At 55.6% G+C, this 25,930-nt stretch carries 26 protein-coding genes; 15 read left to right on the plus strand and 11 right to left on the minus strand.

What is annotated here, in order from left to right; all coding sequences use genetic code 11:
* Positions 1–78 precede the first annotated feature (78 nt).
* The 6 genes from ACZ3HG_RS08895 (at position 79) to ACZ3HG_RS08920 (ending at position 6,864) form a co-directional block, all read left to right on the plus strand.
* Entirely contained in the window at positions 79–990 is a 912-nt protein-coding gene (locus ACZ3HG_RS08895; protein ID WP_191933781.1) for a LysR family transcriptional regulator, read from the plus strand.
* A gap of 133 nt (positions 991–1,123) precedes the next feature.
* Positions 1,124–1,633, plus strand: coding sequence for a GNAT family N-acetyltransferase (locus ACZ3HG_RS08900; RefSeq protein WP_191933782.1), 510 nt, complete (start codon positions 1,124–1,126; stop codon positions 1,631–1,633).
* 122 nt (positions 1,634–1,755) lie between these two features.
* The gene (locus ACZ3HG_RS08905; RefSeq protein WP_191933783.1) at positions 1,756–2,883 is read left to right on the plus strand and encodes an ABC transporter substrate-binding protein; all 1,128 of its coding nucleotides are present in this window, start codon (positions 1,756–1,758) and stop codon (positions 2,881–2,883) included.
* A gap of 237 nt (positions 2,884–3,120) precedes the next feature.
* Entirely contained in the window at positions 3,121–3,846 is a 726-nt protein-coding gene (locus ACZ3HG_RS08910; protein ID WP_465332702.1) for a gluconate 2-dehydrogenase subunit 3 family protein, read from the plus strand.
* A gap of 2 nt (positions 3,847–3,848) precedes the next feature.
* The gene (locus ACZ3HG_RS08915; RefSeq protein WP_465332703.1) at positions 3,849–5,627 is read left to right on the plus strand and encodes a GMC family oxidoreductase; all 1,779 of its coding nucleotides are present in this window, start codon (positions 3,849–3,851) and stop codon (positions 5,625–5,627) included.
* Positions 5,628–5,640: 13 nt separating this feature from the next.
* Complete coding sequence (locus ACZ3HG_RS08920; RefSeq protein ID WP_465332704.1) at positions 5,641–6,864, plus strand: c-type cytochrome; 1,224 nt, start codon at positions 5,641–5,643, stop codon at positions 6,862–6,864.
* A 78-nt stretch (positions 6,865–6,942) separates the two neighbouring features.
* On the opposite strand, the gene ftnA is transcribed toward ACZ3HG_RS08920, so the two are convergent.
* Both ftnA and ACZ3HG_RS08930 read right to left on the minus strand, forming a co-directional pair.
* A complete protein-coding gene (gene ftnA / locus ACZ3HG_RS08925; protein ID WP_191933787.1) occupies positions 6,943–7,452 on the minus strand; it encodes a non-heme ferritin in 510 nt (169 codons plus the stop codon).
* A gap of 395 nt (positions 7,453–7,847) precedes the next feature.
* Entirely contained in the window at positions 7,848–8,825 is a 978-nt protein-coding gene (locus ACZ3HG_RS08930; protein WP_244633673.1) for a sugar-binding transcriptional regulator, read from the minus strand.
* Positions 8,826–9,023: 198 nt separating this feature from the next.
* Between ACZ3HG_RS08930 and ACZ3HG_RS08935 the strand changes: the two genes are divergently transcribed.
* The 6 genes from ACZ3HG_RS08935 (at position 9,024) to ACZ3HG_RS08960 (ending at position 13,264) form a co-directional block, all read left to right on the plus strand.
* Positions 9,024–9,953, plus strand: coding sequence for a tagatose-bisphosphate aldolase (locus ACZ3HG_RS08935; protein WP_465332705.1), 930 nt, complete (start codon positions 9,024–9,026; stop codon positions 9,951–9,953).
* A complete protein-coding gene (locus ACZ3HG_RS08940; RefSeq protein WP_191933789.1) occupies positions 9,946–10,548 on the plus strand; it encodes a P-loop nucleotide/nucleoside kinase family protein in 603 nt (200 codons plus the stop codon). Before ACZ3HG_RS08935 ends, ACZ3HG_RS08940 begins: the two co-directional genes overlap by 8 nt.
* 209 nt (positions 10,549–10,757) lie before the next feature.
* Positions 10,758–11,201 carry a PTS sugar transporter subunit IIA gene (locus ACZ3HG_RS08945; RefSeq protein WP_062745963.1) on the plus strand — a complete coding sequence of 148 codons (444 nt, stop codon included), beginning with the start codon at positions 10,758–10,760 and terminating at the stop codon, positions 11,199–11,201.
* An 81-nt stretch (positions 11,202–11,282) separates the two neighbouring features.
* Positions 11,283–11,582, plus strand: a complete 300-nt coding sequence (locus ACZ3HG_RS08950; RefSeq protein ID WP_062745966.1) for a PTS sugar transporter subunit IIB — start codon at positions 11,283–11,285, stop codon at positions 11,580–11,582.
* A gap of 96 nt (positions 11,583–11,678) precedes the next feature.
* Positions 11,679–12,944 (plus strand): PTS sugar transporter subunit IIC, encoded by a 1,266-nt coding sequence (locus ACZ3HG_RS08955; RefSeq protein ID WP_191933790.1) that lies wholly within the window; start codon positions 11,679–11,681, stop codon positions 12,942–12,944.
* Positions 12,945–12,961: 17 nt separating this feature from the next.
* Complete coding sequence (locus ACZ3HG_RS08960) at positions 12,962–13,264, plus strand: hypothetical protein (RefSeq protein ID WP_191933791.1); 303 nt, start codon at positions 12,962–12,964, stop codon at positions 13,262–13,264.
* A gap of 173 nt (positions 13,265–13,437) precedes the next feature.
* Here the strand turns inward: ACZ3HG_RS08960 and ACZ3HG_RS08965 are convergent, their stop codons facing one another.
* From ACZ3HG_RS08965 to ACZ3HG_RS08985, 5 genes are all read right to left on the minus strand, one after another.
* On the minus strand, positions 13,438–14,880 hold the full coding sequence (locus ACZ3HG_RS08965) for a 6-phospho-beta-glucosidase (protein ID WP_465332706.1): 1,443 nt from the start codon (positions 14,878–14,880) through the stop codon (positions 13,438–13,440).
* Between the two features lie 66 nt (positions 14,881–14,946).
* Positions 14,947–16,374, minus strand: a complete 1,428-nt coding sequence (locus tag ACZ3HG_RS08970; protein ID WP_465332707.1) for a glycoside hydrolase family 1 protein — start codon at positions 16,372–16,374, stop codon at positions 14,947–14,949.
* Positions 16,375–16,460: 86 nt separating this feature from the next.
* Positions 16,461–16,784: a PTS lactose/cellobiose transporter subunit IIA gene (locus ACZ3HG_RS08975; protein ID WP_191933794.1), complete on the minus strand. Its 324-nt coding sequence runs from the start codon at positions 16,782–16,784 to the stop codon at positions 16,461–16,463.
* A complete protein-coding gene (locus tag ACZ3HG_RS08980; protein WP_191933795.1) occupies positions 16,784–18,106 on the minus strand; it encodes a PTS sugar transporter subunit IIC in 1,323 nt (440 codons plus the stop codon). The genes ACZ3HG_RS08975 and ACZ3HG_RS08980 overlap by 1 nt, the downstream gene beginning before the upstream one ends.
* Positions 18,103–18,426, minus strand: a complete 324-nt coding sequence (locus ACZ3HG_RS08985) for a PTS sugar transporter subunit IIB (protein WP_062745986.1) — start codon at positions 18,424–18,426, stop codon at positions 18,103–18,105. Before ACZ3HG_RS08985 ends, ACZ3HG_RS08980 begins: the two co-directional genes overlap by 4 nt.
* Before the next feature lie 165 nt (positions 18,427–18,591).
* Here ACZ3HG_RS08985 and ACZ3HG_RS08990 point away from each other — a divergent pair, with 165 nt between their 5' ends.
* Positions 18,592–19,614: a LacI family DNA-binding transcriptional regulator gene (locus tag ACZ3HG_RS08990; RefSeq protein WP_191933796.1), complete on the plus strand. Its 1,023-nt coding sequence runs from the start codon at positions 18,592–18,594 to the stop codon at positions 19,612–19,614.
* 287 nt (positions 19,615–19,901) lie between these two features.
* Complete coding sequence (wzz(fepE), locus tag ACZ3HG_RS08995; protein ID WP_191933797.1) at positions 19,902–21,044, plus strand: LPS O-antigen length regulator Wzz(fepE); 1,143 nt, start codon at positions 19,902–19,904, stop codon at positions 21,042–21,044.
* Between the two features lie 45 nt (positions 21,045–21,089).
* On the opposite strand, the gene ACZ3HG_RS09000 is transcribed toward wzz(fepE), so the two are convergent.
* The 3 genes from ACZ3HG_RS09000 to ACZ3HG_RS09010 are packed head-to-tail and all read right to left on the minus strand — an operon-like array spanning position 21,090 to position 23,532.
* A complete protein-coding gene (locus ACZ3HG_RS09000; protein ID WP_465332708.1) occupies positions 21,090–22,385 on the minus strand; it encodes a cytosine permease in 1,296 nt (431 codons plus the stop codon).
* Positions 22,386–22,407: 22 nt separating this feature from the next.
* The gene (locus tag ACZ3HG_RS09005; RefSeq protein ID WP_191933799.1) at positions 22,408–23,097 is read right to left on the minus strand and encodes a helix-turn-helix transcriptional regulator; all 690 of its coding nucleotides are present in this window, start codon (positions 23,095–23,097) and stop codon (positions 22,408–22,410) included.
* 24 nt (positions 23,098–23,121) lie between these two features.
* Positions 23,122–23,532: a GNAT family N-acetyltransferase gene (locus ACZ3HG_RS09010; protein WP_191933800.1), complete on the minus strand. Its 411-nt coding sequence runs from the start codon at positions 23,530–23,532 to the stop codon at positions 23,122–23,124.
* Between the two features lie 517 nt (positions 23,533–24,049).
* Between ACZ3HG_RS09010 and ACZ3HG_RS09015 the strand changes: the two genes are divergently transcribed.
* On the plus strand, positions 24,050–25,501 hold the full coding sequence (locus ACZ3HG_RS09015; RefSeq protein WP_465332709.1) for a methyl-accepting chemotaxis protein: 1,452 nt from the start codon (positions 24,050–24,052) through the stop codon (positions 25,499–25,501).
* A gap of 6 nt (positions 25,502–25,507) precedes the next feature.
* Here ACZ3HG_RS09015 and ACZ3HG_RS09020 read toward each other — a convergent pair whose 3' ends face one another.
* A complete protein-coding gene (locus ACZ3HG_RS09020) occupies positions 25,508–25,846 on the minus strand; it encodes a hypothetical protein (protein ID WP_191933802.1) in 339 nt (112 codons plus the stop codon).
* Positions 25,847–25,930: the final 84 nt, after the last annotated feature.

Below are 25,930 nucleotides of genomic sequence, written 5' to 3' on the forward strand. Positions count from 1 at the left end.
TACACAATGGAATCCCCAGGCAGAAGATGCCAATATCTTGTGACTGATAAACAGGGGTTATCATCAAACGGAGATCCCATGCCCGCATCCATTAAGCTGCATCAGCTGCGCGCCTTTGTTGAGGTGGCCCGTCACGGCAGCATACGTGCCGCCAGCCGCGCCGCCGGGCTGTCTCAGCCTGCACTGACTAAATCGATTCAGGAACTGGAGGCGGTACTGGGTGCCAGGCTGTTCGTTCGCCGCAGCCAGGGGGTGGCGCTAACCGAAATCGGTGATAACTTTTTCCAACATGCGAGTCTGGTCATCGAAGAGCTGCGCGTCGCGCAGGAGGATATTCAGCAGCGGTTAGGGCTGGCGGGCGGCACGGTCAATATTGGGGTCGGGGGCAGCATTGCCCGCACCCTGATGCCGCAGGTGATCACCCAGTTCCGCCGCCAGTTTCCCCGGGTTAAGATCCGCATCGTGGAGGGGCAGCTGGTATCGATGATCCCCGAACTGCGTCAGGGCGAACTGGATTTCACCATTAATACCTCCTATCCCGGCCATCTTGACAGCGAACTCAGCTATGAACCCCTGATGGAGCGCGAATATCGGGTGGTGATGCGCAAAGGGCATCCGTGTGAACACGCCACCTCACTGGCGGAGTTGCAGCACTGCGACTGGACCATGCCCACCCCGCGCGGCAGTTATTACCGCCTGCTGCACGACCTGCTGCACGATATGGGCATGGCCCCGGCGATCGGCGTCACCTGTGAAACCTTTATGGCCTGCACCAGCCTGATCGCGCAGAGTGATTTTGTCAGCATCCTTTCCAGCGACGTCATCGGTGACCCGATTCTGGGTAATCAGCTGGTGGCGCTGACGATGAAAGAGCCCCTGCCGAAGGCCACGTTTTATTTGATTCAGCGTAAAGACACCACCCTGACGCCGATGGGGGCTGAGCTCGCGCGTTTATTTCGCTTTCATTGCCGGCAGGCCGCGACCGGCTGATGCGGAGCACACCCCGTGTGTGAGGAAAGAAATTCATCTTACTGTGGATGATTTTTCATTCGCCAGCGCGGGAGTAAAAGCGATAGATTGAAACCGCCAGTAACCTGTTCTTTTAACCCCAGTGGAGCGAGAGATGATGCCTACCGAGCTTGTGACTATTCAGCGTTACCGGGCAAAATATCAGCCGGGTGTGGTCGGGCTGATCCTGCCGATCCAGAATCAGGAGTTCGGCATTGCGATCACCGCAGAGCAGCAGCCAGACCTGAGTGATATTGAACATTTTTATCAGCAGGGGACGGGGGATTTCTGGCTGGCGCAGATTGATGACCGGGTGGTGGGCTGTATCGGCCTGAAGGATATCGGCCAGCAGCAGACGGCCCTGCGCAAAATGTTTGTGGCTGCTCCTTACCGCGGGCGGGAGTGGGGGGTGGCTTCTGCGCTGCTCAATACGCTGATGATGCACGCCCGCGATCGGGGTGTGGTGGATATCTTCCTCGGGACCACCGCGAAATTTCTCGCGGCCCACCGTTTTTATGAAAAAAACGGCTTTCAGGCTATCCCGCCCGCCGACCTGCCTGCACGCTTCCCGTTAATGGCGGTGGACACCCGGTTCTACCGCTTCTCCTTCCAGGGTCATGTCTGAGCCTCCCTGTGCGGCTCAGGCAATATTTTCTGACACATCTTGTAATGACCTCCCTGCCGTCGTAGCATTCCTGCGCAATTCTGAGATTGAGAATAATAATTATTTCCTTTGTGGAGAGTGCGATGACGTTCTGGGGTAAAGCAGTGATTCTGATGGGGAGCCTGATCCTCTCCTCCAGCCTGATGGCGGCACCGTTTGTGGTGGAAGACGTCAGCGGCCGTAAAGTCGAAATTAAATCTGAGGTGAAGCGGGTGATCCTCGGGGAAGGGCGGCAGATCTATCTTTTGGCCGCTTTTGACACCGATGCGCCATTCCAGCGCGTGGTGGGCTGGCGCGACGATCTGCCAAAAGCCGATTTCGACAGCTATCAGATCTACGCCAAAAAATACCCGTCAATCACCGCTCTGCCGACCTTTGGCGGAGCCAAAGACGGCACCTTTAACGTTGAGCAGGCGCTGACGCTGAAGCCCGATCTGGTGCTGATGAATCTGGAGTCGAAAGCGGCCACCGATGAGTCTAAGCTCACCGAAAAACTCGCTAAACTCGGCATTCCGGTGGTGTTTATCGACTTCCGTGAAAAGCCGTTTGAGAATGCAGTGAAAAGTATCCGCATTATGGGGCAACTGGTCGGCAAGCCCGCGCGTGCGGAAGAGATCATCGCCTTCCGCCAGCAGCAGATCGACATCGTGACCGAGCGACTGAAAAACTATCAGGGTCCGCGCCCGAAGGTGATGCTCGATCGCGCCGGGGGCTATACGGAAGAGTGCTGTATGTCATTCGGTGATGAGAACTTCGGCCGCATGGTCGAAGTGGCCGGTGGCACCAATATTGCCAAAGGCCTGATCCCGGGCACGTTTGGCACGCTGAACCCGGAGCAGATTATTGCTTCGCGCCCGGACGTGGTGATCGTCACCGGGGCTAACTGGAAAAATTACAACACCGCCGGCGGCTGGGTAGGCGTCGGGCCGGGAGCCGATCTTACCCTGGCAACGCAGCGTTTAACCGCGCTGATGGCGCGCCCGGCGTTCCGCACCCTGCCGGTGGCGACCAACGGCAATGTCCATGCCATCTGGCATCAGTTCTACGACAGCCCGTACCAGTTTGTCGCCATTCAGATGATCGCCAAATGGCTGCATCCTGAGCTGTTTAGCGATATCGACCCGGACGCCACCTTCCGTGAATTCCATCAGCGTTTCCTGCCGGTGACCTACCAGCCAGGTTACTGGGTGACGTTAAAAGCGACGCCATAGTCGTTGATGTCAGGGTGCGATCCGCACCCTGACATCATTCCGTTAGAATTGAACCGGCTGAATCGGTTATCCAGGAAGATTCCTTCTTTTTTCTCATATTCCTTAACAGTTTTCCCCCTCCGTCATTTTTCTTTTTTCTGCGCAGTCGCCTATGTTATCCCCCGCAAAACGCATGGTTTTTTGCTGATGCACTGGCCCCAGTCCGGGGTGGCTCTGACTGTTCACTGGAAGAATACAATGGCAAATCACGATGAGGTCGCCCGTGGAAGGCGACGTTTTCTACAGCAATCTGTGGCGCTGATCCCGCTGGCTGCGGTGGCCGCTCGCGGGATTGCGCCGTCCGCCGCACTCGCGTCGGGTACCCCTGCCCGTGGCGTCTCTTCTGAACCGGTTCCCCTGTGGTTTAACCCGGGCGAATGGCGTTTTATTATCGCGGCCTGTGCCCGTCTGATCCCCGAAGACGACCTCGGCCCCGGTGCCGTCAGTGAAGGCGTCCCGGTGTTCATTGACCGGCAGATGGAGCAGCCCTACGGCTACGGACAGCTCTGGTATATGCAGCCGCCGTTTGCCGAAGCCATCCCGCAGCTGGGCTATCAGTCTTCACTGGTTCCGCGTGAGACCTACCGCCGGGGGATTGCCGCCGCCGACCGCTACTGTCAGCAGCAGTATCATGCGGATTTCGCGGATTTGACGGCAGCACAGCAGGATGAGGTGCTCACCGCACTGGAAGCCGGACATCTCAATTTAGAACAGGTACCCGGTGCCTTATTCTTTACCCAACTGCTGGAAAATACCAAAGAAGGGTATTTTTCCGATCCGCAGCACGGCGGCAATCAGACGCTGGCCAGCTGGACGCTGATTGGCTTCCCCGGGGCGCGGGCCGATTATCTGGATCAGATGGATCATCCCGGGCAGCGCTATCCGCTGCCGCCGGTGAGCATTTCCGGCCGCAGGGGGGGGTGATAATGAGCCGCTTAAAACATCCTTCGGTTGACGTGTTGATTATCGGCTTCGGCTGGACCGGCGCGCTGATGGCGCGTGAACTGGCAGAAACCGGGCTGAATATCCTGGCGCTGGAGCGGGGAGAAAATCGTGACACCTGGCCTGATTTTGCCTATCCGCGTATTACCGACGAGCTGACGTACGGCATTCGCCTGAAACTGTTCCAGAACGCCGCCCGTGAAACGGTGACGGTACGCCACACCTCTGCCGACCGTGCCATGCCCTACCGGCGCTTTGGCTCTTTCCTGCCCGGTAACGGCGTGGGCGGTGCAGGCGTACACTGGAACGGCATGCTGTGGCGGCCGCTGGAGGCCGATCTGAAACTGCGCAGTACCGTGACGGAACGCTACGGCGTCGGAGTGATCCCGGCGGATATGACGCTGCAGGATTATCCCGTCAGCTATCACGAACTGGAGCCTTATTTTGAAAAGTTCGAGAAGATCTGTGGAACCTCAGGCATGGCCGGCAATATTGACGGTCTGCACATTGCCGGAGGCAATCCGTTTGAAGCCCCGCGCCGCGCCCCTTATCCGACAAAGCCGCTGAAGCAGCAGTACGCCGGACAGCTGTTTGCACGGGCAGCCGAAAGTCTGGGTTACAGCCCGTTCCCCATTCCGGCGGCAAACTGTACCGGGGCCTGGAAGAACCCCTACGGCGTGCAGCTCGGCGTATGTAACTATTGCGGATTCTGCGAACGCTTCGGCTGTTTTAATGGTTCAAAAGCGTCGCCGCAGTCAACGGTGCTGCCTTCACTGCGTCAGTTTTCTAACTTTTCCCTGCGCACCCGGGCGCAGGTCATTCGCATCAACACCGATGCCAGCGGCAAAAGGGCCACCGGGGTGATCTGGGTGGATGAGCAGGGACAGGAGCATGAGCAGCCTGCGGAGCTGGTGATCCTCAGCGCTTTCCAGCTGCATAACGTCCGGCTGCTGCTGCTGTCGGGGATCGGTAAGCCTTACCATGCGCAAAGTGGGGAAGGGGTGGTTGGTCGTAACTACGCTTACCAGATGAACGGCAGCCTCGATCTGTTCTTCGGCAACAGGCATAACTTCAATCCGTTTGCCGCCTCCGGAGTGACCGGCACGTTTATTGACGATTTTAATGCTGAGAATTTTGACCACAGCGGGCTGGGCTTTATTGGTGGGGCCACCCTGGGGGCGGCGACCAGCGGCGGGCGACCTATCCAGCAGATGAAGTTGCCTCAGGGCTCCCCGCAGTGGGGCTCCGGCTGGAAAAAGAGCATCCAGCAGCACTATCTGCACACCATGAGCATCGGATCGTCCGGCTCGGTCATGCCTTACCGGCAGTGTTATCTGGATCTTGACCCGACGTACCGCGACATCCACGGCCAGCCGCTGCTGCGAATGACGTTTGACTGGCAGCCCAATGAGCTGAAGATGACGCAGTTTATGCAGGGTAAGGCTGAGCAGATTGCCCGTGAGATGGGAGCGCAGCACGTGGAGTCAGGCTTTATGAAGCCAGGTGACCACTACGACGTGCGGCCCTATCAGTCGACCCATACCACGGGCGGGACGGTGATGGGGGATAACCCGAAAACCAGCGTGGTGAATAAGTATTTACAGAGCTGGGATGTGCACAACCTGTTTGTGCTCGGGGCATCGGTCTTTCCTCAAAATCTGGCCTACAACCCCACCGGGATTGTCTGTGCCACGGCGCTGTGGGCGGCGCATGCCATCCGCACCGATTATCTTGCCCAGCCCGGACCGCTGGTACAGGCCTGACAGGGAGTCAGTGATGAATATACGACACTATGGTTTGTGTGTGCTGCTGGTGGCCGCCAGCGGAAGTCGTGCCGCCGCCCCTGACAGTCTTAGCGCGGGGCATTACCTGGCGCTGGCCTCGGACTGCGCGGCCTGCCATACCGCCGAAAAAGGCCGACCCTACGCCGGCGGACTGAAGATGGAGACGCCCATCGGGGCGCTCTATTCGACCAATATTACCCCGGATGCCCGGACGGGTATCGGTGATTACAGCTATCAGGATTTTTCCCGCGCCCTGCGCGAAGGCAAGGCCCGTGACGGAAGGAACCTGTATCCGGCGATGCCTTATACCGCGTTCAGCAAGTTTGATGACCAGCAGGTGCACGCGCTGTATGACTATTTTACCCAGGAGGTGCCTGCCGTGCGGCAGGAGAACCGCAAAAGCGATATTCCCTGGCCGCTGAGCATACGCTGGCCGCTTGGGGTGTGGAACCTGCTGTTTCACGATGACGAGCGCTATCTTAACGATCCGCTGCACAGCGAACAGTGGAACCGCGGGGCATGGCTGGTACTGGGGCCGGGACACTGCGGCAGCTGCCATACGCCGCGCGGTTTCGCCCTGCAGGAAAAAGGGCAGGACCACCACGACAGCGCCTATCTTACCGGTGGTACCCTTGGCGGCTGGCATGCGCCCGACCTGCGGGGTAACAATGTCCGGGGACTGGGGAGCTGGACGCCGCAGGATATCGTCACGTTTCTGAAAACCGGGCAGAACGACCGCACCATGGCGTTTGGCCCGATGGCCGATGTGGTTGAACAGAGTACGCAGTACCTGACACCGGCCGATCTCAAGGCTATCGCGGTATTCCTGAAAAGCCTGCCCGCCGGCACGTTCTCCACGGCGCTGGCGCGCGAGGATTATGCCGATCTGAACTCCCCCGGCGCGGCGCTGTATCAGGATAACTGTGCGGCGTGCCACCGCAGCGACGGCCGGGGCTATGCCCGCACCTTCCCCGCACTGGCGGGCAACGCAGCGCTGCAGGGCAACGATCCTTCATCACTGATTTCAATGATCCTGCACGGCGGCAGGGCACCTGTCACCCGACAGGCGCTGACTGGCATGAGAATGCCGGATTTTGGCTGGCGATTGACGGATCAACAGGTCGCCGGGTTGAGCAACTTTGTGCGTAACAGCTGGGGAAATCAGGCCAGTGAGGTGACGCCGCAGCAGGTAAAGGCCGTGCGGGAGGGGCAGTAACAGGGTTAATACAGGAAGGACAGCTTCTCAGCAGGGGCGACCGGAAAAGGTCGCCCCCGTTTAGCGGGACCGCAGCGATTAGGCCTGGTGCGCGCCGGGCTCACTCAGTTTCTGCAGGTCTTTATCCACGAAGAACAGTGCCTGACCGCTGTTACCCACCAGCGCCAGTTTATCCAGGACAGATTTAAACAGTTTCTCTTCTTCATGCTGCTCAGAGACGTACCACTGCAGGAAGTTAAAGGTGGAGTAATCCTGCGTGGTCATGGCGGCATGTGCCAGCTCATTGATTTTTTTGGTGATCAGCTGCTCGTGCTGATAGGCCTGCTCCAGCACTTCGTGCAGGGAGTTAAAGGTGACCGGCGGCGCGTCGATAGTGCCCAGCACCGGCATGGCACCAGTATCACTCAGGTAGTTGAACAGACGCTGCATGTGCTGCATCTCTTCGGTGGAATGCTCACGCATAAACGCGGCAGCCCCTTCAAAACCTTTGTCATTGCACCATGCGCTCATCTGCAGGTACAGGTTGGCAGAGTAGAATTCCAGATTCAGCTGATCGTTCAACTGAGCGGTCATTTCATTCGTCAGCATGGTGACTCCTTAACATTATATTTTTAGCGAGATTTCTACTCTCAATAATTTGCGTTGCAGAGACACGGTAAATGTATCTGGAACGTAAATCATAACGAGTAAAAGAGGTGATTTCTGCGCATTATGCACCCAGACTGATAAAATAAAAACCGTTTTATATAGCATTGGCTAATTTATTTATACACAGCTAAAGGACTGATTGGTAAGTGATAATCATTCCATGATGAATCTGAATTGTTCTGGTTTTTAAATAGTTATGATAACTGTTCTTATTTATATCAAAGCGGGCTATAAAGACGTAATGAGAATTAATCAGCTTTAGGTTGTTTCTGATAACGTATTCATTTTACGTTAATTAGCTGTCTTTGCCCGTTGGACAAAGACAGCCAGCGCATTTATTGAGGGTCACTGACCAGACGGTCGATAATGGCCTGAGCGGTTTTAATATCGGTGACCAGGGCATTGATCATCCCCGAGCGGACGGCCCCGATAATCCCGGCGGCTTTTTCCGGCGTGGCCGCCACGCCGATACACAGAGGCGACTGGCGCAGCTGGTCGGGTGAAGCGGCGATCATCCGCTGCTCACCTTCCCAGTGCAGCACCTCTCCCTGTTCCGTGACGTAGTGGCGCAGCACATCGCCCGCTGCGTGACTGAGGGCCTGCTCATCAGGCGTGGCGGTAGAAGCTTCACTGGCGTGCGGCGCATGATGCGTCAGGCCGACGCCGACAATCGCCACATCCAGCTTATCCCACAGGGAGGTAATTTGCTGCACGCCCGGGTCGCAGAGAAACGCGTCACGCAGCACCGGCGATGAAATATAGGGCGCATGGAGAAAGTGGGGGGTCCCCGCCATCTGTTCTGCGGCCTGGCGCACAAATTCATTAATCTGAAAGTGCGCTGCCGCCTGCTGCATACCGCCGTTAAGCGCCACGGTCAGCACGCCCGGCAGGCGCGGCAGGCCGGATAACGTCACTTCACGCACCGCACGCCCCCAGCCAATCCCCACCACCGACCCGCTGACCAGATCGGCCTGCTGGAGTAATGATGCCAGCGGCGCGCTGAGCGCGCTGAGGACGTTAGCGGGCGGCGACTCAACCACGGCGGCGGTTTTTAACCCCAGCCGGGCGATCAGATCCGCCGTGATCTCCTCAGGTGAGGTCAGCTCAATCACCTCTATGCGCACAATGCCCGCAGCACGGGCTTTGGTCAGCAGACGCGAAATAGTGGCGGTGGAAACCCCCAGCTTTTTCGCGATATCAACCTGCGACATATCGGACTGATAGTGCAGCTTCGCCACCATATGCATCATCGCCCGCGTGGTGGCGGGATCTTGTAAAAGAGGCTCTTTCAGGGTTGTAATTCCTTTCTGCAATGTATTACACTCATTTCATCGGTTGGAGAATTATTGCGCAACACCAGAAAAATTGCAATGTGCACAGGTGGCTGAAACCCCTGACAGGACTGGAGATTCACCGGCATCAGCCCGGCGTCGTGCACTCAGGCTAAAGGTAATTTTCGGGTCGTCGCTGACGGCTTTTTTACCTGGTATCTCTACAACGGAGCACATCTCATGTCACATATGTCCACTTCTGAACTGCGCGGTTATCAGCAAATTTGCGGCAGCAATGGCGCGATGCTGGTGATTGCCTGCGACCAGCGCGGCGCAATGCGTACCCTGTTAAGCGCCGATCCTGAACAACAAAAATCCATCTCCGAGCACCAGCTCGGCGGTATTAAAGCCGACATTACCCGCTACCTTGCCAGTCAGGCCTCCTGCGTGCTGGTGGATGCCGTCTGCGCGGTGCCCGACCTGGTGGATGACGGTATCATTGCCCGAGATACCGCCCTGCTGATCGGCCTGGATGCCTCCGGTTTTGACACCACGCCGGAAGGCTATCGTCATTCGCGTCTGGTCGAGGGCATCAGCGCCCGCCGCGTGCGCGAACTGGGCGGTAACGGCGGTAAAATTATGGTCTATTTACGTGCCGATCGCCCGGATGCCAATCAACATAACCTCGATATCCTGCGTCACTGCATTGAAGACTTTACCCGTGAAGACCTGCTGCTGGTGGTCGAGTTCCTGACCTATCCGCTGCCTGACGAAACGGAGGAAGCGTATAAAAGCCGGGTGCCGTCACTGATTTATGAAGGAACGAAACTGTCGCTGGCACTGGGAGCCAAGGTGCTGAAGATCCCGTATCCGGGGTCGGCTAAGGACTGTGCCGCTATCACGGCGCTTGCCGGCGACGTGCCGTGGGCCGTACTCTCTGCAGGGGTGGATCACAGCACCTTCCTGACGCAGGTGGCGGATGCGATGAGCAACGGGGCTTCCGGCGTCATTGCCGGGCGGGCATTATGGAAAGACTGCATCTCGCTGGACAGCGGCGTCACCCGCGAAAAACTGGAAACCCTGGCCATCCCCCGTCTGCGTGAAATCCAGGCCGTTATCGGGCAGCATTTCCACGCCCGTAAAGCAGAGGAAAAAAACCGTCATGCCTGAGTCGTCTGTTTTGCCGCATTCCGTTCCCCAGCCCGGGGGTAAACGCCTGGTGATGGTGAACGGTGTACCCGCGTCGGGAAAAAGCCATATTGCTACCCGTCTGGCGACGGAAACCGGCTGGCCGCTGCTGACGCTGGATCAGATCAAAGAGCCGTTTATGCGTCAGATCGACGGGATCGATCGCCCGATGAACCGTAAGCTGGGCATTGCTGCTTATCAGGTGATCTGGTCGATTATTGCCGCCGCCCCGGCGGGCCATACCTTTATCGTCGATGCGTGGTTTGGCTTCCAGCCCAAAGCAGATCTGGCCGCTTTTATCCCGGCGGCAGGAATTGAACGTGTGGTGGAGGTCTGGTGTCAGATCCCCGGTGAGATGGCGGCACAACGCTACAGCAGCCGGCTGGGCTCAAGGTTACCGGGCCACCCGGGAGCGGATTATGTGGCAGAACTGCAAGAGCTGGCCGATCGCGCCGAGCCGATGCAGCTGGGGCCGGTGTGGGTCGCCGATCAGCGGTGCGAGACTGACTTCACCCAATTAGTTCACTGGCTACAGGAGAATATCGATCAGGTTGCGTATCTACATTCACAGGGCTAACAATAACCAGGATTAATCCTGAATATTGGCGGCATATTTAATAAAGAGTGTAACCACTGGTTTAATTCGCCAGCGGATAACCATGGCTGTTAATATAATTAACTGATAATAAGTTATTTATTATTAAATAAGTCAGCCCGATCACATTTTTATCTTTCTGCAAAAAGTATAGTGAATTAACGTTTGGGGTAATTAAAAGGCGACGAGGTATGTTAACCGACTGGATTAATCACAGTAATCTGACACTGTTAACGCATACTGATAACTGGCGAAAGGCGGTGGAGATTGCACTGCAACCCATGATCGATAATGGTGCCGTACAGCCCCGATACCTTAACGCTATTTATGATATGCATGAACAGATTGGCCCCTATTATGTGCTGGGTGAGGGGATTGCCATGCCTCATGCCCGACCAGAAGAAGGGGTGAATCATACGGCACTCTCTCTGTTAATTGTTTCCGAAGGCGTGAGTTTTGGCAGTGAAGATAATGACCCGGTATATGTCATATTTGCCCTGGCCGCTGTCGACAGCCACTCACATATTGAAATGATCGCCAGCCTGTCTCAGCTTTTTTGTGAGGACAATGTGGTTGAACAGTTAAGGCAGGCACGGGATAAACCCGCGGTGATGAAGATTCTTCAGCAATTTTAAACCGCAGCAGGGCAGGGATGCCCGTCAACATACCCGCAGTCAGTGGTCGCGGACTTACAGACACTTAATAAGGTATGCCTGATGAAAAAATTATCTATTCTGGCCGTATGCGGTGCCGGGCTTGGCAGCAGTTTTGCCTGCGAAATGAGTATTGAAGCGGCCCTGAAAGATCTGGGTGTTGATGCTGAACTATCACACTGTGATATTTCCAGTGCAACCTCCTCCCGGGCGGATATTATCATGACCGGGGAAAACTTCCGTTCACAGTTTCAGCATTATACGATCAACTCAACCATTATCTACCTGAAGCGCCTGGTAGATAAGAATGAAATAAAATTAAAACTAGAACCGATTCTGAAAGAGAAAGGCTATCTTATTTAATTTCCTTTTAATCTAAACCAATAACCCTCCATTGTTTACGCGGTATTATGCCGCCTGAGCCGGAAGGGTATCTGTGCCCAAAAACAGGGGAGTATTATGTCTTTCCTTACTTTTATTGTCCATGATGTGCTGGGGCAGGCGTCAATTCTTATTTCATTGATAGCCATGATTGGTCTGATCGCCCTGAAAAAAAGTCCGGGTCAGGTTATTACCGGCACATTAAAAACGTTACTGGGTTTTTTAGTGCTGCTCTCCGGAGCCAGTATTATTGTTGCCACACTGACCTTTCTCGGCGATATCTTCCAGAAAGGTTTTAATATGCGTGGCGTGGTCACCGATGTCGGCTCGATTGCCGGTATCGCGCAGCAAACGCTGGGGCGCGAAACGGCACTGATTATGGTGGTCGCTTTTGTCGTTAACATCCTTATCGCCCGGCTGACACGCTATAAGTACATCTTCCTGACCGGGCAGGCTTCCCTGTGGATGGCGACGGTGTGCTCGGTGATCGGCTATATGGGCGGGCTGCGCGGTGTGGAACTGATCCTGCTTGGCGGGGGGATCGCCGGGGTGATGGCGGTGCTGATGCCGGCGATTGCCCAGCCGATCGTACGTAAGATCACCGGCGGGGATGATATTGCCCTCGGCCACTTCTGCACCATCGGCTATATGGTGCAGGCCGGGGTGGCAAAAGTAACCGGTGACGTCAGTAAAAGTACGGAAGATGTGGAGCTGCCGCAGGCGCTGTCATTCCTGCAGGACACCTATCTGTCAATGATGGTGGTGATGATCCCGATCTATCTGATCCCGGCAGTGGCGGCCGGGCCAGAAGTGGTGGCGGCGTCGTCTAACGGCGTCAATTATCTGGTCTACAGCTTCCTGCAGGCGATCCAGTTTGTGGTGGGGGTGTACGTGCTGCTGGCGGGCGTGCGCCTGCTGCTGGCTGAAATTGTGCCTGCGTTTCGCGGTATTGCGCTGCGCATTGTTCCGGATGCGGTTCCGGCGCTCGACTGTCCGGTGCTGTTCCCCTATGCGCCGAATGCGGTGATTATCGGCTTTATTTCCACCACGGCCGGTGCGGTGATCGGGATGTTTCTGTTCCCGTGGGTGGGGCTGGCGATGATCCTGCCGGGAATGCTGACCAACTTCTTTGCCGGCGGTACTGCCGGGATCTTCGCTAACGCGGTCGGCGGACGACGCGGGGCGATCATCGGCGGCGTGTTCCACGGGCTGTTTATTACGCTGCTGCCCGCCCTGCTTCTGCCGCTGCTCGGCCAGTACGGTTTCCAGAATGTCACCTTCAGTGACTCGGATGTGATCGGGGTCGGGCTGGTGTTTGGCCATATCCTTAACTTCTTTCACTAATTGATTCAGGAGGCTTTATGGATGCCATTGATAAGATCTTACAGCAGGCGTTGCCAGCCAGAGACTGTGCAGAGGCGCTGAATGAGCTGGGTAAACAGTTTATGGCCGCGGGAGACAGCGACAGCGCCATTCAGTGCTGGCAGGAAAGTATGTCGCGCTACGGCAAACCGGGTTTTGCCCAGGCGCAGCTGATGAAAGCTTATAACGCTAAACGCCGTGCCTGTTCACAGGCGGGTGACGGTCAGGGGGTGGAACGCTACTCGGAAAAAATCGACGCGTTGATGCAGCAGAGCAAGGATGCGATCCGCTACGGATTTTGAAAGGTAACGCTGGCGGTGATACCGCTAACCGCGTTGGGATGCTTGCCTGCGTGCTGTACCTGACGGGATCTGCTGGCCGGACCGCGATGGGATCTGTACCGGTCAGCAGTGAAGAAAGGAAGGATGTTCCCCGGGGCGACGCTCTTTTCCGGTCGCCCCGGTTTGGCGTTTTGTTACAGATCCGCGCCGTTGCTGGTAATCACCTGCTTATACCAGTCGAAGCTTTTCTTTTTCGAACGGGCCATCGTGCCGGTACCGTCATCGTTTTTATCCACGTGGATAAAGCCGTAACGTTTGTTGTACTGGCCGGTGGTGAACGATACGCAGTCCAGGCAGCCCCACGGGGTGTATCCCATCAGGTCCACGCCGTCTTCCAGTACCGCAATTTTCATCTGTTCGATATGGGCTTTCAGATAGGCGATGCGGTAGTCATCGTTGATCTGGCCGTCGGCTTCAACGGTGTCGTAGGCACCAAAGCCGTTTTCAACGATAAACATCGGCTTCTGATAGCGTTCCCAGAAGGCATTCAGCGTATAGCGCAGGCCTACCGGGTCAATCTGCCAGCCCCAGTCGGATGCTTTGACGTGCGGGTTCGGACGGCTGCCCGGGAAGCCTTCGATATGGCGTCCGTCGTCGCTGTCTTTGGCCGAGTACTGCACCGCATTACTCATGTAGTAGCTGAAGCCCAGGTAGTCGGCACAGCCTTCGCGCAGCGCCTGCTCATCCCCGGGCTGCATCTCAATCTGATAGCCCTTACGCTCCCACTCTTTCAGGATGTAGGAGGGGTAGTAGCCGCGCAGATGCACGTCACCGAACAGGTAGCGCTCACGCATCGACTCCTGTGCAAACATCACATCGTCTGGATGGCATGACCACGGATAGAGTGGGACGATGGCCAGCATACAGCCGATCTGCAGGTCAGGGTTGATCTGGTGGCCCAGCTTCACCACCTGCGCACTGGCCACAAACTGGTGATGCAGTACCTGATACATCGCCTGCTCGGGTTTTTCGTGCTCGTTAAAAATCACCCCGGAATTACAGTAGCCAAACAGCGGGTAGCGCCAGTTACGCTGGTTGTTGATCTCGTTAAAGGTCATCCAGTATTTTACTTTGTGCTGATAGCGTTTCAGCACCACTTCGCTGTAGCGCACAAAGAAGTCCACCACTTTACGGTTCAGCCAGCCGCCATACTCTTTCACCAGATGCACCGGCATCTCGAAGTGGGACAGGGTGATCACCGGCTCGATACCGTGCTTCAGCAGTTCGTCAAACAGGTCATCATAGAACTTCAGTCCCTCTTCGTTAGGCTCCTGTTCGTCACCTTTAGGGAAAATGCGCGTCCAGGCAATCGACGTGCGAAAACACTTAAAGCCCATCTCGGCAAACAGCGCGATATCTTCTTTATAGCGATGGTAAAAATCCACCGCCAGGTGGTTAGGGTAGTGGTGCGCCGGATCGATACCGTCGGTGATCACCCGGTCAACGCCGTGCGCACCGCCGGACAGGACATCCACAATACAGGGACCCTTACCGCCCTGATCCCAGCCGCCTTCAACCTGGTGTGCTGCGACCGCGCCGCCCCATAAAAAATCTTTTGGTAATTGCTGCTCTGACATAATCCGTCCTTTCTGGTGAGATTAACAACGTCTGTAAAAAAACCGTGCCGCAGGGCACGGTGAGAATTAATAATCGATCGCTTTATCTAAGTTCGCGCCGTTGGTGTTGATCACCCTCTGATACCAGCTGAAGCTTTTCTTACGGTAACGTGCCAGATCTTTCAGATCGTGTTCGTCACGGTTGACGTAGATAAAACCATAACGCTTGCTGATCCCCTGATGGGTGCTGACCAGATCGATCGCCGACCACGGACAGTAACCGAAGATCTCCACCCCGTCGCTGATGGCTAACTGCAGCTGTGCCAGATGATCGCTGAGGTAAGCAATGCGATAGTCATCATGGATCTTATTGCCCGCCGCCAGCTCGTCGAACGCACCCAGACCGTTTTCGGTGACAATCAGCGGCAGGTGGTAGCGGTCGTAGATCTCGCGTGCGGTAATGCGGAAGCCGACGGGGTCAACGTACCAGTTAAACTGGTTTTTCTTCAGGTGCGGGTTATTGGTGCCGACGTACACGCTTTTATCAATGCCCGCCATCTGCTGGTCCACTTTCTGCAGCCCTTCACCGTCGCTGCCCAGTTCGGCGGCGACGGTGGCAGAGGCATAATAGTTAAAGGCAATAAAGTCCGGCTTCGCCTGTTTCAGCAGCGTCATATCGCCCTCGGTAATGGTAGGCAGCCAGCCTTTTTCCTGCATAAAGCGCCAGGCGATGGTGTTGTAACGGCCATAGCAGGCGAGGTCGAGGTACAGCCAGTTGCGGATCGACGTGAAGTTATTGGCTGCCAGCATGTCCTCCGGTTTAGCACTGGCCGGATAAACGCAGGAAATATTCGGGGCCGGGCCGATTTTTGCCGCCGGCAGAAGCTCGTGGCAGGCGATCATCGCCCGCGCCTGGGCCAGCATCATATGGTGATTCTGCTGATACAGAGTCTTATGCGGGTCAGGCGTTCCCTCCGGTAGCGTACCGATGACGTCCCCTTTCAGGATCATCATGTTCTGCTCATTGATGGTCAGCCAGTATTTCACCCGGTCACCAAACAGCGCGAAGCAGGTGCGGGCAAAATGTTCAAAGGCGGTAATCGTGGACGGATCTGACCAGCCGCCTTTCTCCTGCAGCGCCCACGGCAGGTCAAAGTGATACAGCGTGACCAGCGGCTCAATCCCCTTATCGGTCAGGGCGGTGATCAGCTTCTGATAGAACTCAACGCCTTTAGCGTTAATTTCCCCGGTTCCCTGCGGAAACAGCCGACTCCAGGAGATCGACAGGCGGTAGGTTTTCAGGCCCAGTTCAGCGAACAGTGCCACATCCTCAGCGAAGCGGTGGTAGTGGTCGCTGGTGACGGTAAAGTCGGTCAGGCGTGGATCAAAACGGGCTTTATCAATGACCGATGGCCCTTTACCGTCCTGGTCTGAAGCGCCTTCAACCTGATAGGCTGAGGTCGACGCTCCCCATAAAAATCCGTCAGGGAAGGGCGTAAGCTCACGATATTGCATCCTGTTCTCCTTGCGTTTTGGACGGGGCAGGCGTGCCTGACCCCCGGGGACGAAATTGTCTGTCACGGACCGGGCGGAACACAGGGTCAGCCCTTTTGTTTCAACGCCTGCACCTCGCGGTGCAGAAGAATGATCTCTTCGGCCAGTTCGCGGCACAGCATGGCGTTCATCAGATGGTCCTGGGCATGCACCAGAATCAGATTGACCGGCACCTTACCGACGCCCTCGTCAGCACCGATCAGCGCCGTCTGGATTTTATGCGCCGCCCTGGCGGCGGCACCGGCGGCAGCCAGGTGGGCATCTGCTTCCTGCCAGTCATAACTGCGCGCAGCGCGCAGCGCCTGCATGGAGCATGAGCGGGCTTCACCAGCATGAATGATCAGCTCCATCACCGTCGTTTCCATATCCATTATCGGTTCTCCACGGCGTTCAGTTCGGCTTCTGCCGGTGCCGGTTTTTCCTGTTTTAACAGTTCGCGTTCGTACATTTTGAAGAAGGGATAATAAATCAGCGTTGAGACCACAATCAGCACGCCAACCAGGATAACCGCGCGGAAGTCCCAGCCGGTAGACCAGGCGGCACCAATCGGGCCGGGGGTGGTCCAGGGGGCCAGCGACACCACGTGGTTCACCAAATCGGTACGCGTCGCCACCCAGGCAATGATCGCATTGACCAGCGGGGCGGTAATAAAGGGAATAAACAGCAGCGGGTTCATCACTACCGGGGAACCGAAGATAATCGGCTCGTTAATGTTAAACATGCTGGGAACCAGGCCCAGCTTACCGATAGAGCGAAGGTGCGCTGAACGGCTGCGCAGATACAGGAACACCAGCCCCATGGTGGAACCGGACCCACCAACGACAATAAAGAACTGCCAGAAGGGTTCGATAAAGATCTGCGTAATCGGCTCACCGGCATTCAGCGCCTGCTGGTTAATCCCGAGATTGGTCAGCCAGAAGGCCTGCAATATGCCGCCGACGATCACCGCGCCGTGGATACCGGCAAACCACAGCAGATGGCAGAGCAGCACGGCAATCAGTACCGCAGGCAGCGAGTCAGAGGCGGAGATGATCGGTTTGAAGACCGCCATAATTGCCTGCGGCAGCAGCATGCCGAACTGATCCTGTACCAGCAGGCTGAGCGGGAACAGCGTCAGGAAAATGGCCAGAATGGGGATCAGCAGATCAAACGACTGCCGGATCTTCGGCGGCACCTGCTCCGGCAGCTTAAAGCCAATATTGCGCTTCTGCAGAAAGTGCATCAGCTCGGTGGAGTAGAGGCTGACGATAATCGCCGTAAAGATGCCTTCTCCCCCCAGCGATCCCACCGGCAGCGCGCCATTGCTCTGGGGGGCGGCCACTAACAGGAAAGACATCAGCGACAGACAGGCGGCCATAAAGCCATTCATCTTGTAGCTGATAGCGAGGTTGTAGGCGATGGCGGCGGCGATATACACCGCCATGATGCCCATGGTCATGTTGTACGGCATCATGATCTGCGCGGAATGGCGCTCGACCATCCCCAGCCACCAGCGGGCAAAGGCCCACTGGCTGTCGGCACCAAACGGCGGATGGGCGAACAGCAGCATAAACGAACCGACGATCAGGAACGGCATCGAGGAGATAAATCCGTCTTTGATCGCCACCACGTGGCGCTGGCTGGACAGCCTGGCCGCGATGGGGCTGATCTGGTTCTCAATCACACCGAACAGGGACTCGCTGAAGCGACTCATTGCTGGGGCCCGCCGTTCTGGATCATCGCCAGCGCTTCCGTGAGGATCTTTTCACCGTTCATCATGCCATAATCCATGGTGTTGATGACCGCAATGGGCTTATTCAGCTCATCAGCCAGCGGCTTAAAGTCCACCAGCTTATATTTAATTTGTGGGCCCAGCAGACAGCAATCATAGTCGGCTATCCGCTCATTAAACTCGTCCAGACCGACGGCATTAATCTCTACGGCAATCCCTTTTTCTTTAGCGGATTTTTCCATCCGCTGGACGACCATGCTGGTGGACATACCAGCAGCACAACAGAGTAAGATTTTATTCATGGTTGTTCTCCGGTCTGGGTTTCCTTAATAAATAGCCGAAAGGAACCTGTTTCTGCAACCGGTTTCATATTCAATAATTTGTTCTGTGAGCAGGATCGCAAAGGTATGGGAGTACGATAAAACAGGCTATTATGACCACAAGAGTTTCGCTTTCAGGATGCCACAATGATTACCATGCTGGACGTTGCAAAGAAGGCGGGCGTGTCAAAAGCGACCGTATCCCGGGTGCTGGCGGGAAACAGTTACGTCAGCAAAAGCACCCAGGACAGAGTATTTAAAGCGATAGAAGAGACCGGCTATCGGCCAAATTTACTGGCGCGTAATCTGGCGACCAGCAAATCACAAAATATTGGTCTGGTGGTCACTAATACGCTGTATAACGGCCCCTATTTTAGTGAGCTGTTATTCCAGGCCGCCACGGTGACGGAACAGCATGGCCGACAGCTGCTGCTGGCAGACGGCAAACATGATGCCCGCCAGGAGCGCCAGGCCATTGAGTTTTTACTCGATCTGCGCTGTGATGCGATCATTATTTATCCCCGTTTTCTCAATACCACTGAGCTGGATGAGATTATTGAAAAAACCCATAAACCGATCATTGTGGTAAATCGCCAGCTGGAAAAGCACCCGCAGCACTGTGTTATTGCCGCCCATGAGCAGAACACGCTGGATGCCGTCAACTATCTGGTGTCCCGGGGGCATCGTGATATCGCCTTTATCACCGGATCCCCCGGTTCCCCTACCGGCATCAGCCGCCTGAACGGGTATACGCAGGCCCTGCGGGCGCACCATATCGCCTTCGACGAGCAGCGCGTGGCGCAGGGAAGTTGGTCATTACAAAGTGGCTATGAGGCGGGGCTCGCGCTGCTGGAGCAGGGCGCAGCATTTACCGCGCTGGTGGCCAGCAACGATGATATGGCGATAGGTGCCGCGAAGGCGCTCTCTGCCGCCGGTAAACGTATTCCGCAGGATGTTTCCCTACTCAGTTTCGATGATATCCCCATGGCATCATTTTTTGTCCCGCCGCTGACCACCGTGCATGTGCCGGTCGGAGAGATGATTATGCATACCCTGGAAAAGCTGGTGATGATGCTGGATGGCCAGTCCGCAGAACCCTTGCCGCCGTTTAACGGCCAGCTGATCGTGCGTGATTCCGTGGTGGCCGGACCCTATCTGGGCCGAACCTGACCCCCCATTCAGGGACACGATTGGGTTTTACAAGCTGTTTGCAAACCTGAAAAATGTCCCTGACCTAAAGAGATTCTTACTTAACGTTAATATCACAAGGTTATTATCGCCTTAAATAACATTGCCCATATTTGTATTTCATCGCCGCTTTTTTATTGATTTGACGTGAAGAAATTATGATAATACGCGCGATAAAATCTATCTTAATTCTCTGAACGTTGTATGGAAATACGATGCGTTTATGCTGTCGGTTTTCCAGTACCCGGTCGCCTTAAAGGAACGGAATCATGAGTGACATCAAAATGGATGATATTTCATCTGCACGTCCTGGTAATCAGGCACTGAAGCCCTATGTGCATCAGGACGATGAACTCGATCTGCTGGGGTTACTGAGTATTCTGCTTAACCGTAAGTTTTTGGTGATGGCGCTTACCGGACTGGCCGTGCTGGCCGGGGCGGGCATCAGTTATATGATACCGCAGCGCTGGACCAGTTCCGCTGTGCTGGTGCCCGCAGAGGCACCACAGCTGCGCAGCATGGAAAAAATCCTGACCGAACTGAACGTACTGGATATTAAAACGGATATCACCCCCGATTCGCTGCTGTCAGACTTTATGCGTAACTTTGATTCGCGCAGCCTGCGCGAGAAATATCTGGTCAATACGACTTATTTTAAAGAGCTGGCAAAAGACAAGGCGGATACGCCGGATACCCGTAACCATCTGGTGAATGCCATTTTGCAGGGGAATATCGATTCGCACAGCTCAATACAAGATAAAGATGCCGCGAAAAAAGAGTATCGCTACTACGAAATTAAATACACTGCCGAAAACCCCGTTGCCGCCCGCGATCTGCTGGAGGGGTACATTAATTATGTCGCAGATGTGGTGCAGAGTGAGTTACATCAGCGCATTAACTACCAGATTGATATGCTAAAAGGCAAAGCGATCGGACAATATAATCTGGATGTCAGCCGTGCCGAAAACGTCCACCGAATCAAACTGGAGCGTTTGCAGTACGCGCTGCAGATTGCTAACTCCGCCGGGCTGAAGCAGCCGTCGTGGAGCAATGGCCGTACAATTCAGGATGACCCGGACTTTTCGGTGACGCTGGGTGCGGATGGCCTGGCGCGCAAGCTTCAGATTGAGCAGGCGATCTCCGATCCTGCCCGGCTGAGTGCCGATTTACAGAACCGTCGTCTGTATATTGAAAAACTGAACGCGGTGAAAATTAATGAGCTGCACGTTGAGCCGTTCAAATACATGCGCGCACCCTATGAGCCTATCCAGCGCGATGCGCCAAAACGGTCGATGATTGTTCTGCTGTTTGGTCTGGCGGGGCTTATCGCCAGCTGCAGCTACGTGTTGCTGAACCATGCGATGAAAAAGCGCAGTCAGCCGGTTGATCTCCTGCCGAAACGCCTGAATTAAACCCCTAACCGGGCAGAGCATGCTGCTGCTGCCCGGTTCACCGGTTTACACCGCTGGGGTCACTGCCCGGTTGCGCAGGGCCAGACACAGCACATAATAAATGACGCAGGAGACCAGCAGCGAGTTAATCGTTGGCACCCCCCACTCGGTCACCAGGCCAATCACACTGCCAATCAGCGTGGCGATAATCGCCGTCCAGCCAATCACCGGTGTTTCGCTCTCACCCGGTAATTTTCCTTCAGCCCGGCTTCTGTCCAGCACGGCACGATGGGAACGCAGCAGCAGGTAATCGACCAGCATAATGCCGAGGATTGGCGGGAATACCACGCCCAGTATGGTGAGGAAATCGACGAAGCGGTCAAGGATGCCAAGTACCGAAAGCAGCGTACCTAACACACCAATCGCCAGCGTGGTGTGACGATATTGCAGCTTCCTGCCACTGATGCCTTCCACGGCGTTAATCACCCCCAGGGAAGAGGAGTAGAGGTTAAGATCGTTCACGCGCAGCGTGGAGAGGATCACCACCAGTAGTCCGACGCCGCCCGCCACCTGTGACATGATGGTCACCACATCGGCGGTTTGCAGCGTACGGGCAATCATGATCGCCAGGCCGTTAACGATAAACTCACCGGCAATGATGGTCAGCAGCGTCACGCCAGCGACATGCTTAGAAGATCGGGAATAGCGCGTCAGATCCGGCGTCATCAGACTGGCGACAATCGCGCCGCCCACCACCATGGTGATTGCCGCGCTGATGTTCAGCGGGCTGCCCATCGGTGGCAGGTCAATAATCTGTTGCAGGGTATGCCCGGACAACGTCTGGAAAGAAATAAAACCGACCAGGCAGATAAACAGCGGCACCGCGATACGCGCCGTGACGCGCAGCGCTTTAAAACCGAAGGTCACCAGCACGGTCAGCAGCAGACCGGAAAGCGTGGCGGCCAGCGGGAAGCCCAGCACACCACCGAGGGCGAAATTCAGCGACTTGGCAAAGATGGCATTCTGAATGCCAAACCAGCCCAGCAGGCTGACGGCCACCACCAGCCCAATCAGGACGGAACCAATACGCCCGAAGCCACACCAGCGGGCCAGCAGGCTGCCTGAGATCCCTTCCTTCATCCCGGCGTAGCCCAGACCGAAGGTGACAAGACCAAAAATCACGCTCCCGGCCAGGATCGCCAGAAACGCCGAAGCGAGACTCATGGAGTCGCCCAGCACCGCCCCCAGCATAAACTGGTCGAGAGCGGTTAGCATGCCCATATGGACAACGGCAACGCTTAAAAAAGAGACGCGTTTATTTTCAGGCACGCGACTGAGTGGGTAGTCTTCAATACGAATCAAGATGAGTTTCCTTCGCAAAAAATCAAATAAACTGGATGCCCTTTTCGATCAGACGATCCGGTATAAAATTATCCAACCCGGCATGGCGGCAATACTCTTCAAACTGGCTCAGGGTATGCACCCCGGCCTTCTGATAGATGTTATAGATGCGGTTTTCTACCGTGCGGTGGCTGAGGTTATAAATCCGCGCAATCTCCTTAGTCGATAAGCGCTGCAGCATCAGAAACAGCGTATCCAGTTCGGAACGGGTAAACAGGTCATTGCTGACTTCGGTGGTCAGTACCCCAGGTTTTTGCTGCGTGATGTACTTCAGGGGTGACATGGTATCCAGCAGTTTGGCGTTCCACGCAATGCCAATAAACTCCCCGTCTGCATCGTGCAGCGGTATCTTCTCGCTGACGTAGGGCGTTAAGCTTTTCTGGCCGAACCAGTAATGGGTTTCAATCACCGCCACGCGGCCGTTAGAGGCCAGCGTCCGGCGATCGTGTTCCACCAGCGCTTCTTCACACTCGGCCCATGAGGCGGGAAAATCGCTGTCCAGCTGGCCTTCGATATTGAATTTCTGCGGCGTATTGGTATACAGATACGCCGCTTTATTCATATAAAGATGGCGCGACGCGGGATCTTTAATACCCCAGGGTTCGGATAAGTGTTCCATCATGGCAATCAGCGCACTGAAGTTTGCCCGTGCTTTATCGTCCGGCAATTCCATTTTTCCCCCTGAGGACTGCCTCGGTTAAATCTTTTTCGCCAGGTAGTGGCGGGTATGCAGATGCGCATAATCGCCAAGCTCGCCGTAAGGCGAATAGCCTAATTTCTCGTAAAACCCTTTTGCCTGAAAATCAAAGGTGTCGACGTAAGCCATATGACAGCCACGCTGTCTGGCTTCTTCTTCTGCCGCCAGCATCAGCTCACGGCCCACACCCTGACCCCTGCAGGCATCGCTGACCCACAGATACTGGACTTCCAGCCCGCCCCACCAGGTTCTTGCCACCAGGCCTGCCGTAATCTGCTGATTTTCATCACGCTGGGTCAGGAAAAGCGGGTGGATATCTACGGGGGTGGTTTTGGCATTGTGCTGCCACAGGCTGTCGATGACGAACGCCTCATCGGCGGCAGATGGACGATCGGTAACGGTAATTTTCATTGGCCTCATGCTCTCATTATGCGAATAATAATTAATAAGATTACTTGTACATTACCAATGCGTAATTATCATTTTAATGCGTCTGTGACAAGAGTGTTTTCCCCCCTTACACCAGCGTGGAAAAACGCTTATGGTATGCCTCACGGACGGCACTGCTATGCAGACACGACTAATATCCTGTCGTCCTTCCAATTTGGCAAGGCAATCTTTAGCCTCACCAGGGAAAATTACACAGCACGCCTCTTTTTCAGCGACCAAAACAGCGGCGGATGAAAAAGCGATAAATAAAGAAGTCTGATGCTGATGAAGGTCGTCACTTCAGTAAATCTTTTCAAAGTACCTGTTTTATCGAAAAAGCCGCTCACAGAGCGGCTTTTTTTATCGTTCACTTCCCCGTCCGACCCTCTCCTGCGGCTCCTGCCGATCTGCACACGTTAAAAAGAAGTAAAGTTTGTAATGGTTTCTGCCGTTAATACTTTTTTAAGGATGCGTACTCTATATTGACAGGGAGAACAGTATGATCGGTGCATCGTTACCTCCGGCCACTGCCGGGAACAGTGAGATTCATTCTCTGGAGAAAATCTGGCGTCAGGCTGACTTACTGATGCTTTTTTTATCGTGGGGGATGTGGGGCATCGCCTGCGTGATCGGTTGGCTGATGGGGACATTCCTGCTGGCACTGATCGCCGGTGGCGCACTGGCCATCATTGCCACGCTGATTCGTTTTACCGGGCCTGGCCGTCTGTTCACCCGGCTGTGGTTTGCCTTTACCCTGCTGGCCTTTTCTGCCCTGTTTATTCAGCTGGGCAAAGGGGAAGTGGAATACCACTTCTCTATCTTTGTTCTTCTTTCCGCCTTACTGGCCTATCGCGATTATCGTCCGCTGCTGATGGGGGCCGCTACTGCCGCCGTTCACCACACGCTGTTTAATTACCTGCAGGAACATGACCTTTACGGCATTGTCTGCTTTACGCATCCCGGCTTTCATATGGTGGTGTTCCACGCCCTGTTTGTTGTGGCGCAGACAGCGATCCTGATCTTCATCGCCCACCGCATGGCGGCGGATGCCCGTGCGGCCTGTGAGGTAGCAAAACTGGCCGCATGGATCAACCGTGAGCCAGGTCGTCTGACCCTGGCGCAGGAAGATAACCGCAGTAAAACCGCGTTTGCCCGCACCTTCAGCAGCACGCTGGGGACCATGCGCAGCACCCTGAACCAGGTGAGTGAAGGGGTCAGTACGCTGCGCGAGGAGTCTGTCAGCATTCTGCAGCGTAACGCTGCGCTCTCTCAGCGTACCGACGAGCAGGCCCGCGCACTGGCCGTAGCCGCTGGAGCGATGGAGCAGATGAGCGAGGCGGCAGCACTCACCAGCGAAAAGACCCATACGGCACAGCAGCTGGCGCAGGGGGCAAACCAGGTAGCCCTGCGCGGCGGGGACAATATTGCCTCTGCGGTCAGTTCGATGGCGCAGATAGAGCAGGAGTCGCAGCGCATTAATGTCATCCTTGAACTGATTGACAGCATTGCATTCCAGACCAATATTCTGTCGCTGAACGCCTCAGTCGAGGCCGCGAATGCCGGTCAGCACGGCAAGGGCTTTGCCGTGGTGGCGGCAGAAGTGCGTATCCTGGCCGGACGGTGCGAAAATGCGGCGAAGGATATCCGACACCTTATCTCAACCTCTGTGGAACGTACCCAGAGCGGAACCGTACAGGTGGCTGCGGCGGGTGAAACCATGCAGGAAATTATTCATACCATTAATGGCCTCAACAATCTGGTGCGCGAGCTGGCCGGGATGAATGACCAGCAGCTCAGTCGTATTACGCAGATGAAGGAGAGTGTGGAGAGCATCGATCTCAGCGTGCAGCATAACCAGCAGCACGTCGCCGAAACGCTGGAAGTGGCGCAGCAGCAGCAGCGCCAGGCAGAAGCGGTACAGCAGGCGATCGCGGTGTTCCGCTTCACCTGATCGTCCTCAACGCCCGGCGGCAGCCATCACCTGAATACAGCTGTCGATGCCTCTGGCCGCCGCGGCCTGTTGATCGGCACTCAGTGCCTGATATTTCTCAATCGACGCCCGGCCAGACCGGTCGTCATAGCTGATCTGCTTGATCGAGTAAGCGCTGTTTTCATTAATGATGACGGTACGGATTTTATTGACGAAATCCCGATCGCTGGTGGGCGCACCGAGGGCGACGACCGCCGCGCAGGCTGCGGCATCATAGTGAGGATCGGGCGCCGGGCTGCGGAACATAAACCACCACAGGGCCAGGGCGGCAACAGCCAGCATCAACAGCGGGAACAGCTTTTTCATGACCAGAACTCAAATTCACCCGGGCGGGCTATCAACAGGGGCGCATTATACGGAGAAATCATCCTGTAGCGACCGAAAACCGTT

This window comes from Erwinia sp. PME.40.26/001 (assembly GCF_055556675.1).

Excerpts from the sequence above, each read along its gene's own strand:
- ACZ3HG_RS08895 (WP_191933781.1), top strand. The coding sequence starts at position 79 with ATGCCCGCATCCATTAAGCTGCATCAGCTGCGCGCCTTTGTTGAGGTG.
- ACZ3HG_RS08900 (WP_191933782.1), top strand. The coding sequence starts at position 1,124 with ATGATGCCTACCGAGCTTGTGACTATTCAGCGTTACCGGGCAAAATAT.
- ACZ3HG_RS08905 (WP_191933783.1), top strand. The coding sequence starts at position 1,756 with ATGACGTTCTGGGGTAAAGCAGTGATTCTGATGGGGAGCCTGATCCTC.
- ACZ3HG_RS08910 (WP_465332702.1), top strand. The coding sequence starts at position 3,121 with ATGGCAAATCACGATGAGGTCGCCCGTGGAAGGCGACGTTTTCTACAG.
- ACZ3HG_RS08915 (WP_465332703.1), top strand. The coding sequence starts at position 3,849 with ATGAGCCGCTTAAAACATCCTTCGGTTGACGTGTTGATTATCGGCTTC.
- ACZ3HG_RS08920 (WP_465332704.1), top strand. The coding sequence starts at position 5,641 with ATGAATATACGACACTATGGTTTGTGTGTGCTGCTGGTGGCCGCCAGC.
- ftnA (WP_191933787.1), bottom strand. The coding sequence starts at position 7,452 with ATGCTGACGAATGAAATGACCGCTCAGTTGAACGATCAGCTGAATCTG.
- ACZ3HG_RS08935 (WP_465332705.1), top strand. The coding sequence starts at position 9,024 with ATGTCACATATGTCCACTTCTGAACTGCGCGGTTATCAGCAAATTTGC.
- ACZ3HG_RS08940 (WP_191933789.1), top strand. The coding sequence starts at position 9,946 with ATGCCTGAGTCGTCTGTTTTGCCGCATTCCGTTCCCCAGCCCGGGGGT.
- ACZ3HG_RS08945 (WP_062745963.1), top strand. The coding sequence starts at position 10,758 with ATGTTAACCGACTGGATTAATCACAGTAATCTGACACTGTTAACGCAT.
- ACZ3HG_RS08950 (WP_062745966.1), top strand. The coding sequence starts at position 11,283 with ATGAAAAAATTATCTATTCTGGCCGTATGCGGTGCCGGGCTTGGCAGC.
- ACZ3HG_RS08955 (WP_191933790.1), top strand. The coding sequence starts at position 11,679 with ATGTCTTTCCTTACTTTTATTGTCCATGATGTGCTGGGGCAGGCGTCA.
- ACZ3HG_RS08960 (WP_191933791.1), top strand. The coding sequence starts at position 12,962 with ATGGATGCCATTGATAAGATCTTACAGCAGGCGTTGCCAGCCAGAGAC.
- ACZ3HG_RS08965 (WP_465332706.1), bottom strand. The coding sequence starts at position 14,880 with ATGTCAGAGCAGCAATTACCAAAAGATTTTTTATGGGGCGGCGCGGTC.
- ACZ3HG_RS08970 (WP_465332707.1), bottom strand. The coding sequence starts at position 16,374 with ATGCAATATCGTGAGCTTACGCCCTTCCCTGACGGATTTTTATGGGGA.
- ACZ3HG_RS08975 (WP_191933794.1), bottom strand. The coding sequence starts at position 16,784 with ATGGATATGGAAACGACGGTGATGGAGCTGATCATTCATGCTGGTGAA.
- ACZ3HG_RS08980 (WP_191933795.1), bottom strand. The coding sequence starts at position 18,106 with ATGAGTCGCTTCAGCGAGTCCCTGTTCGGTGTGATTGAGAACCAGATC.
- ACZ3HG_RS08985 (WP_062745986.1), bottom strand. The coding sequence starts at position 18,426 with ATGAATAAAATCTTACTCTGTTGTGCTGCTGGTATGTCCACCAGCATG.
- ACZ3HG_RS08990 (WP_191933796.1), top strand. The coding sequence starts at position 18,592 with ATGATTACCATGCTGGACGTTGCAAAGAAGGCGGGCGTGTCAAAAGCG.
- ACZ3HG_RS09005 (WP_191933799.1), bottom strand. The coding sequence starts at position 23,097 with ATGGAATTGCCGGACGATAAAGCACGGGCAAACTTCAGTGCGCTGATT.
- ACZ3HG_RS09010 (WP_191933800.1), bottom strand. The coding sequence starts at position 23,532 with ATGAAAATTACCGTTACCGATCGTCCATCTGCCGCCGATGAGGCGTTC.
- ACZ3HG_RS09015 (WP_465332709.1), top strand. The coding sequence starts at position 24,050 with ATGATCGGTGCATCGTTACCTCCGGCCACTGCCGGGAACAGTGAGATT.
- ACZ3HG_RS09020 (WP_191933802.1), bottom strand. The coding sequence starts at position 25,846 with ATGAAAAAGCTGTTCCCGCTGTTGATGCTGGCTGTTGCCGCCCTGGCC.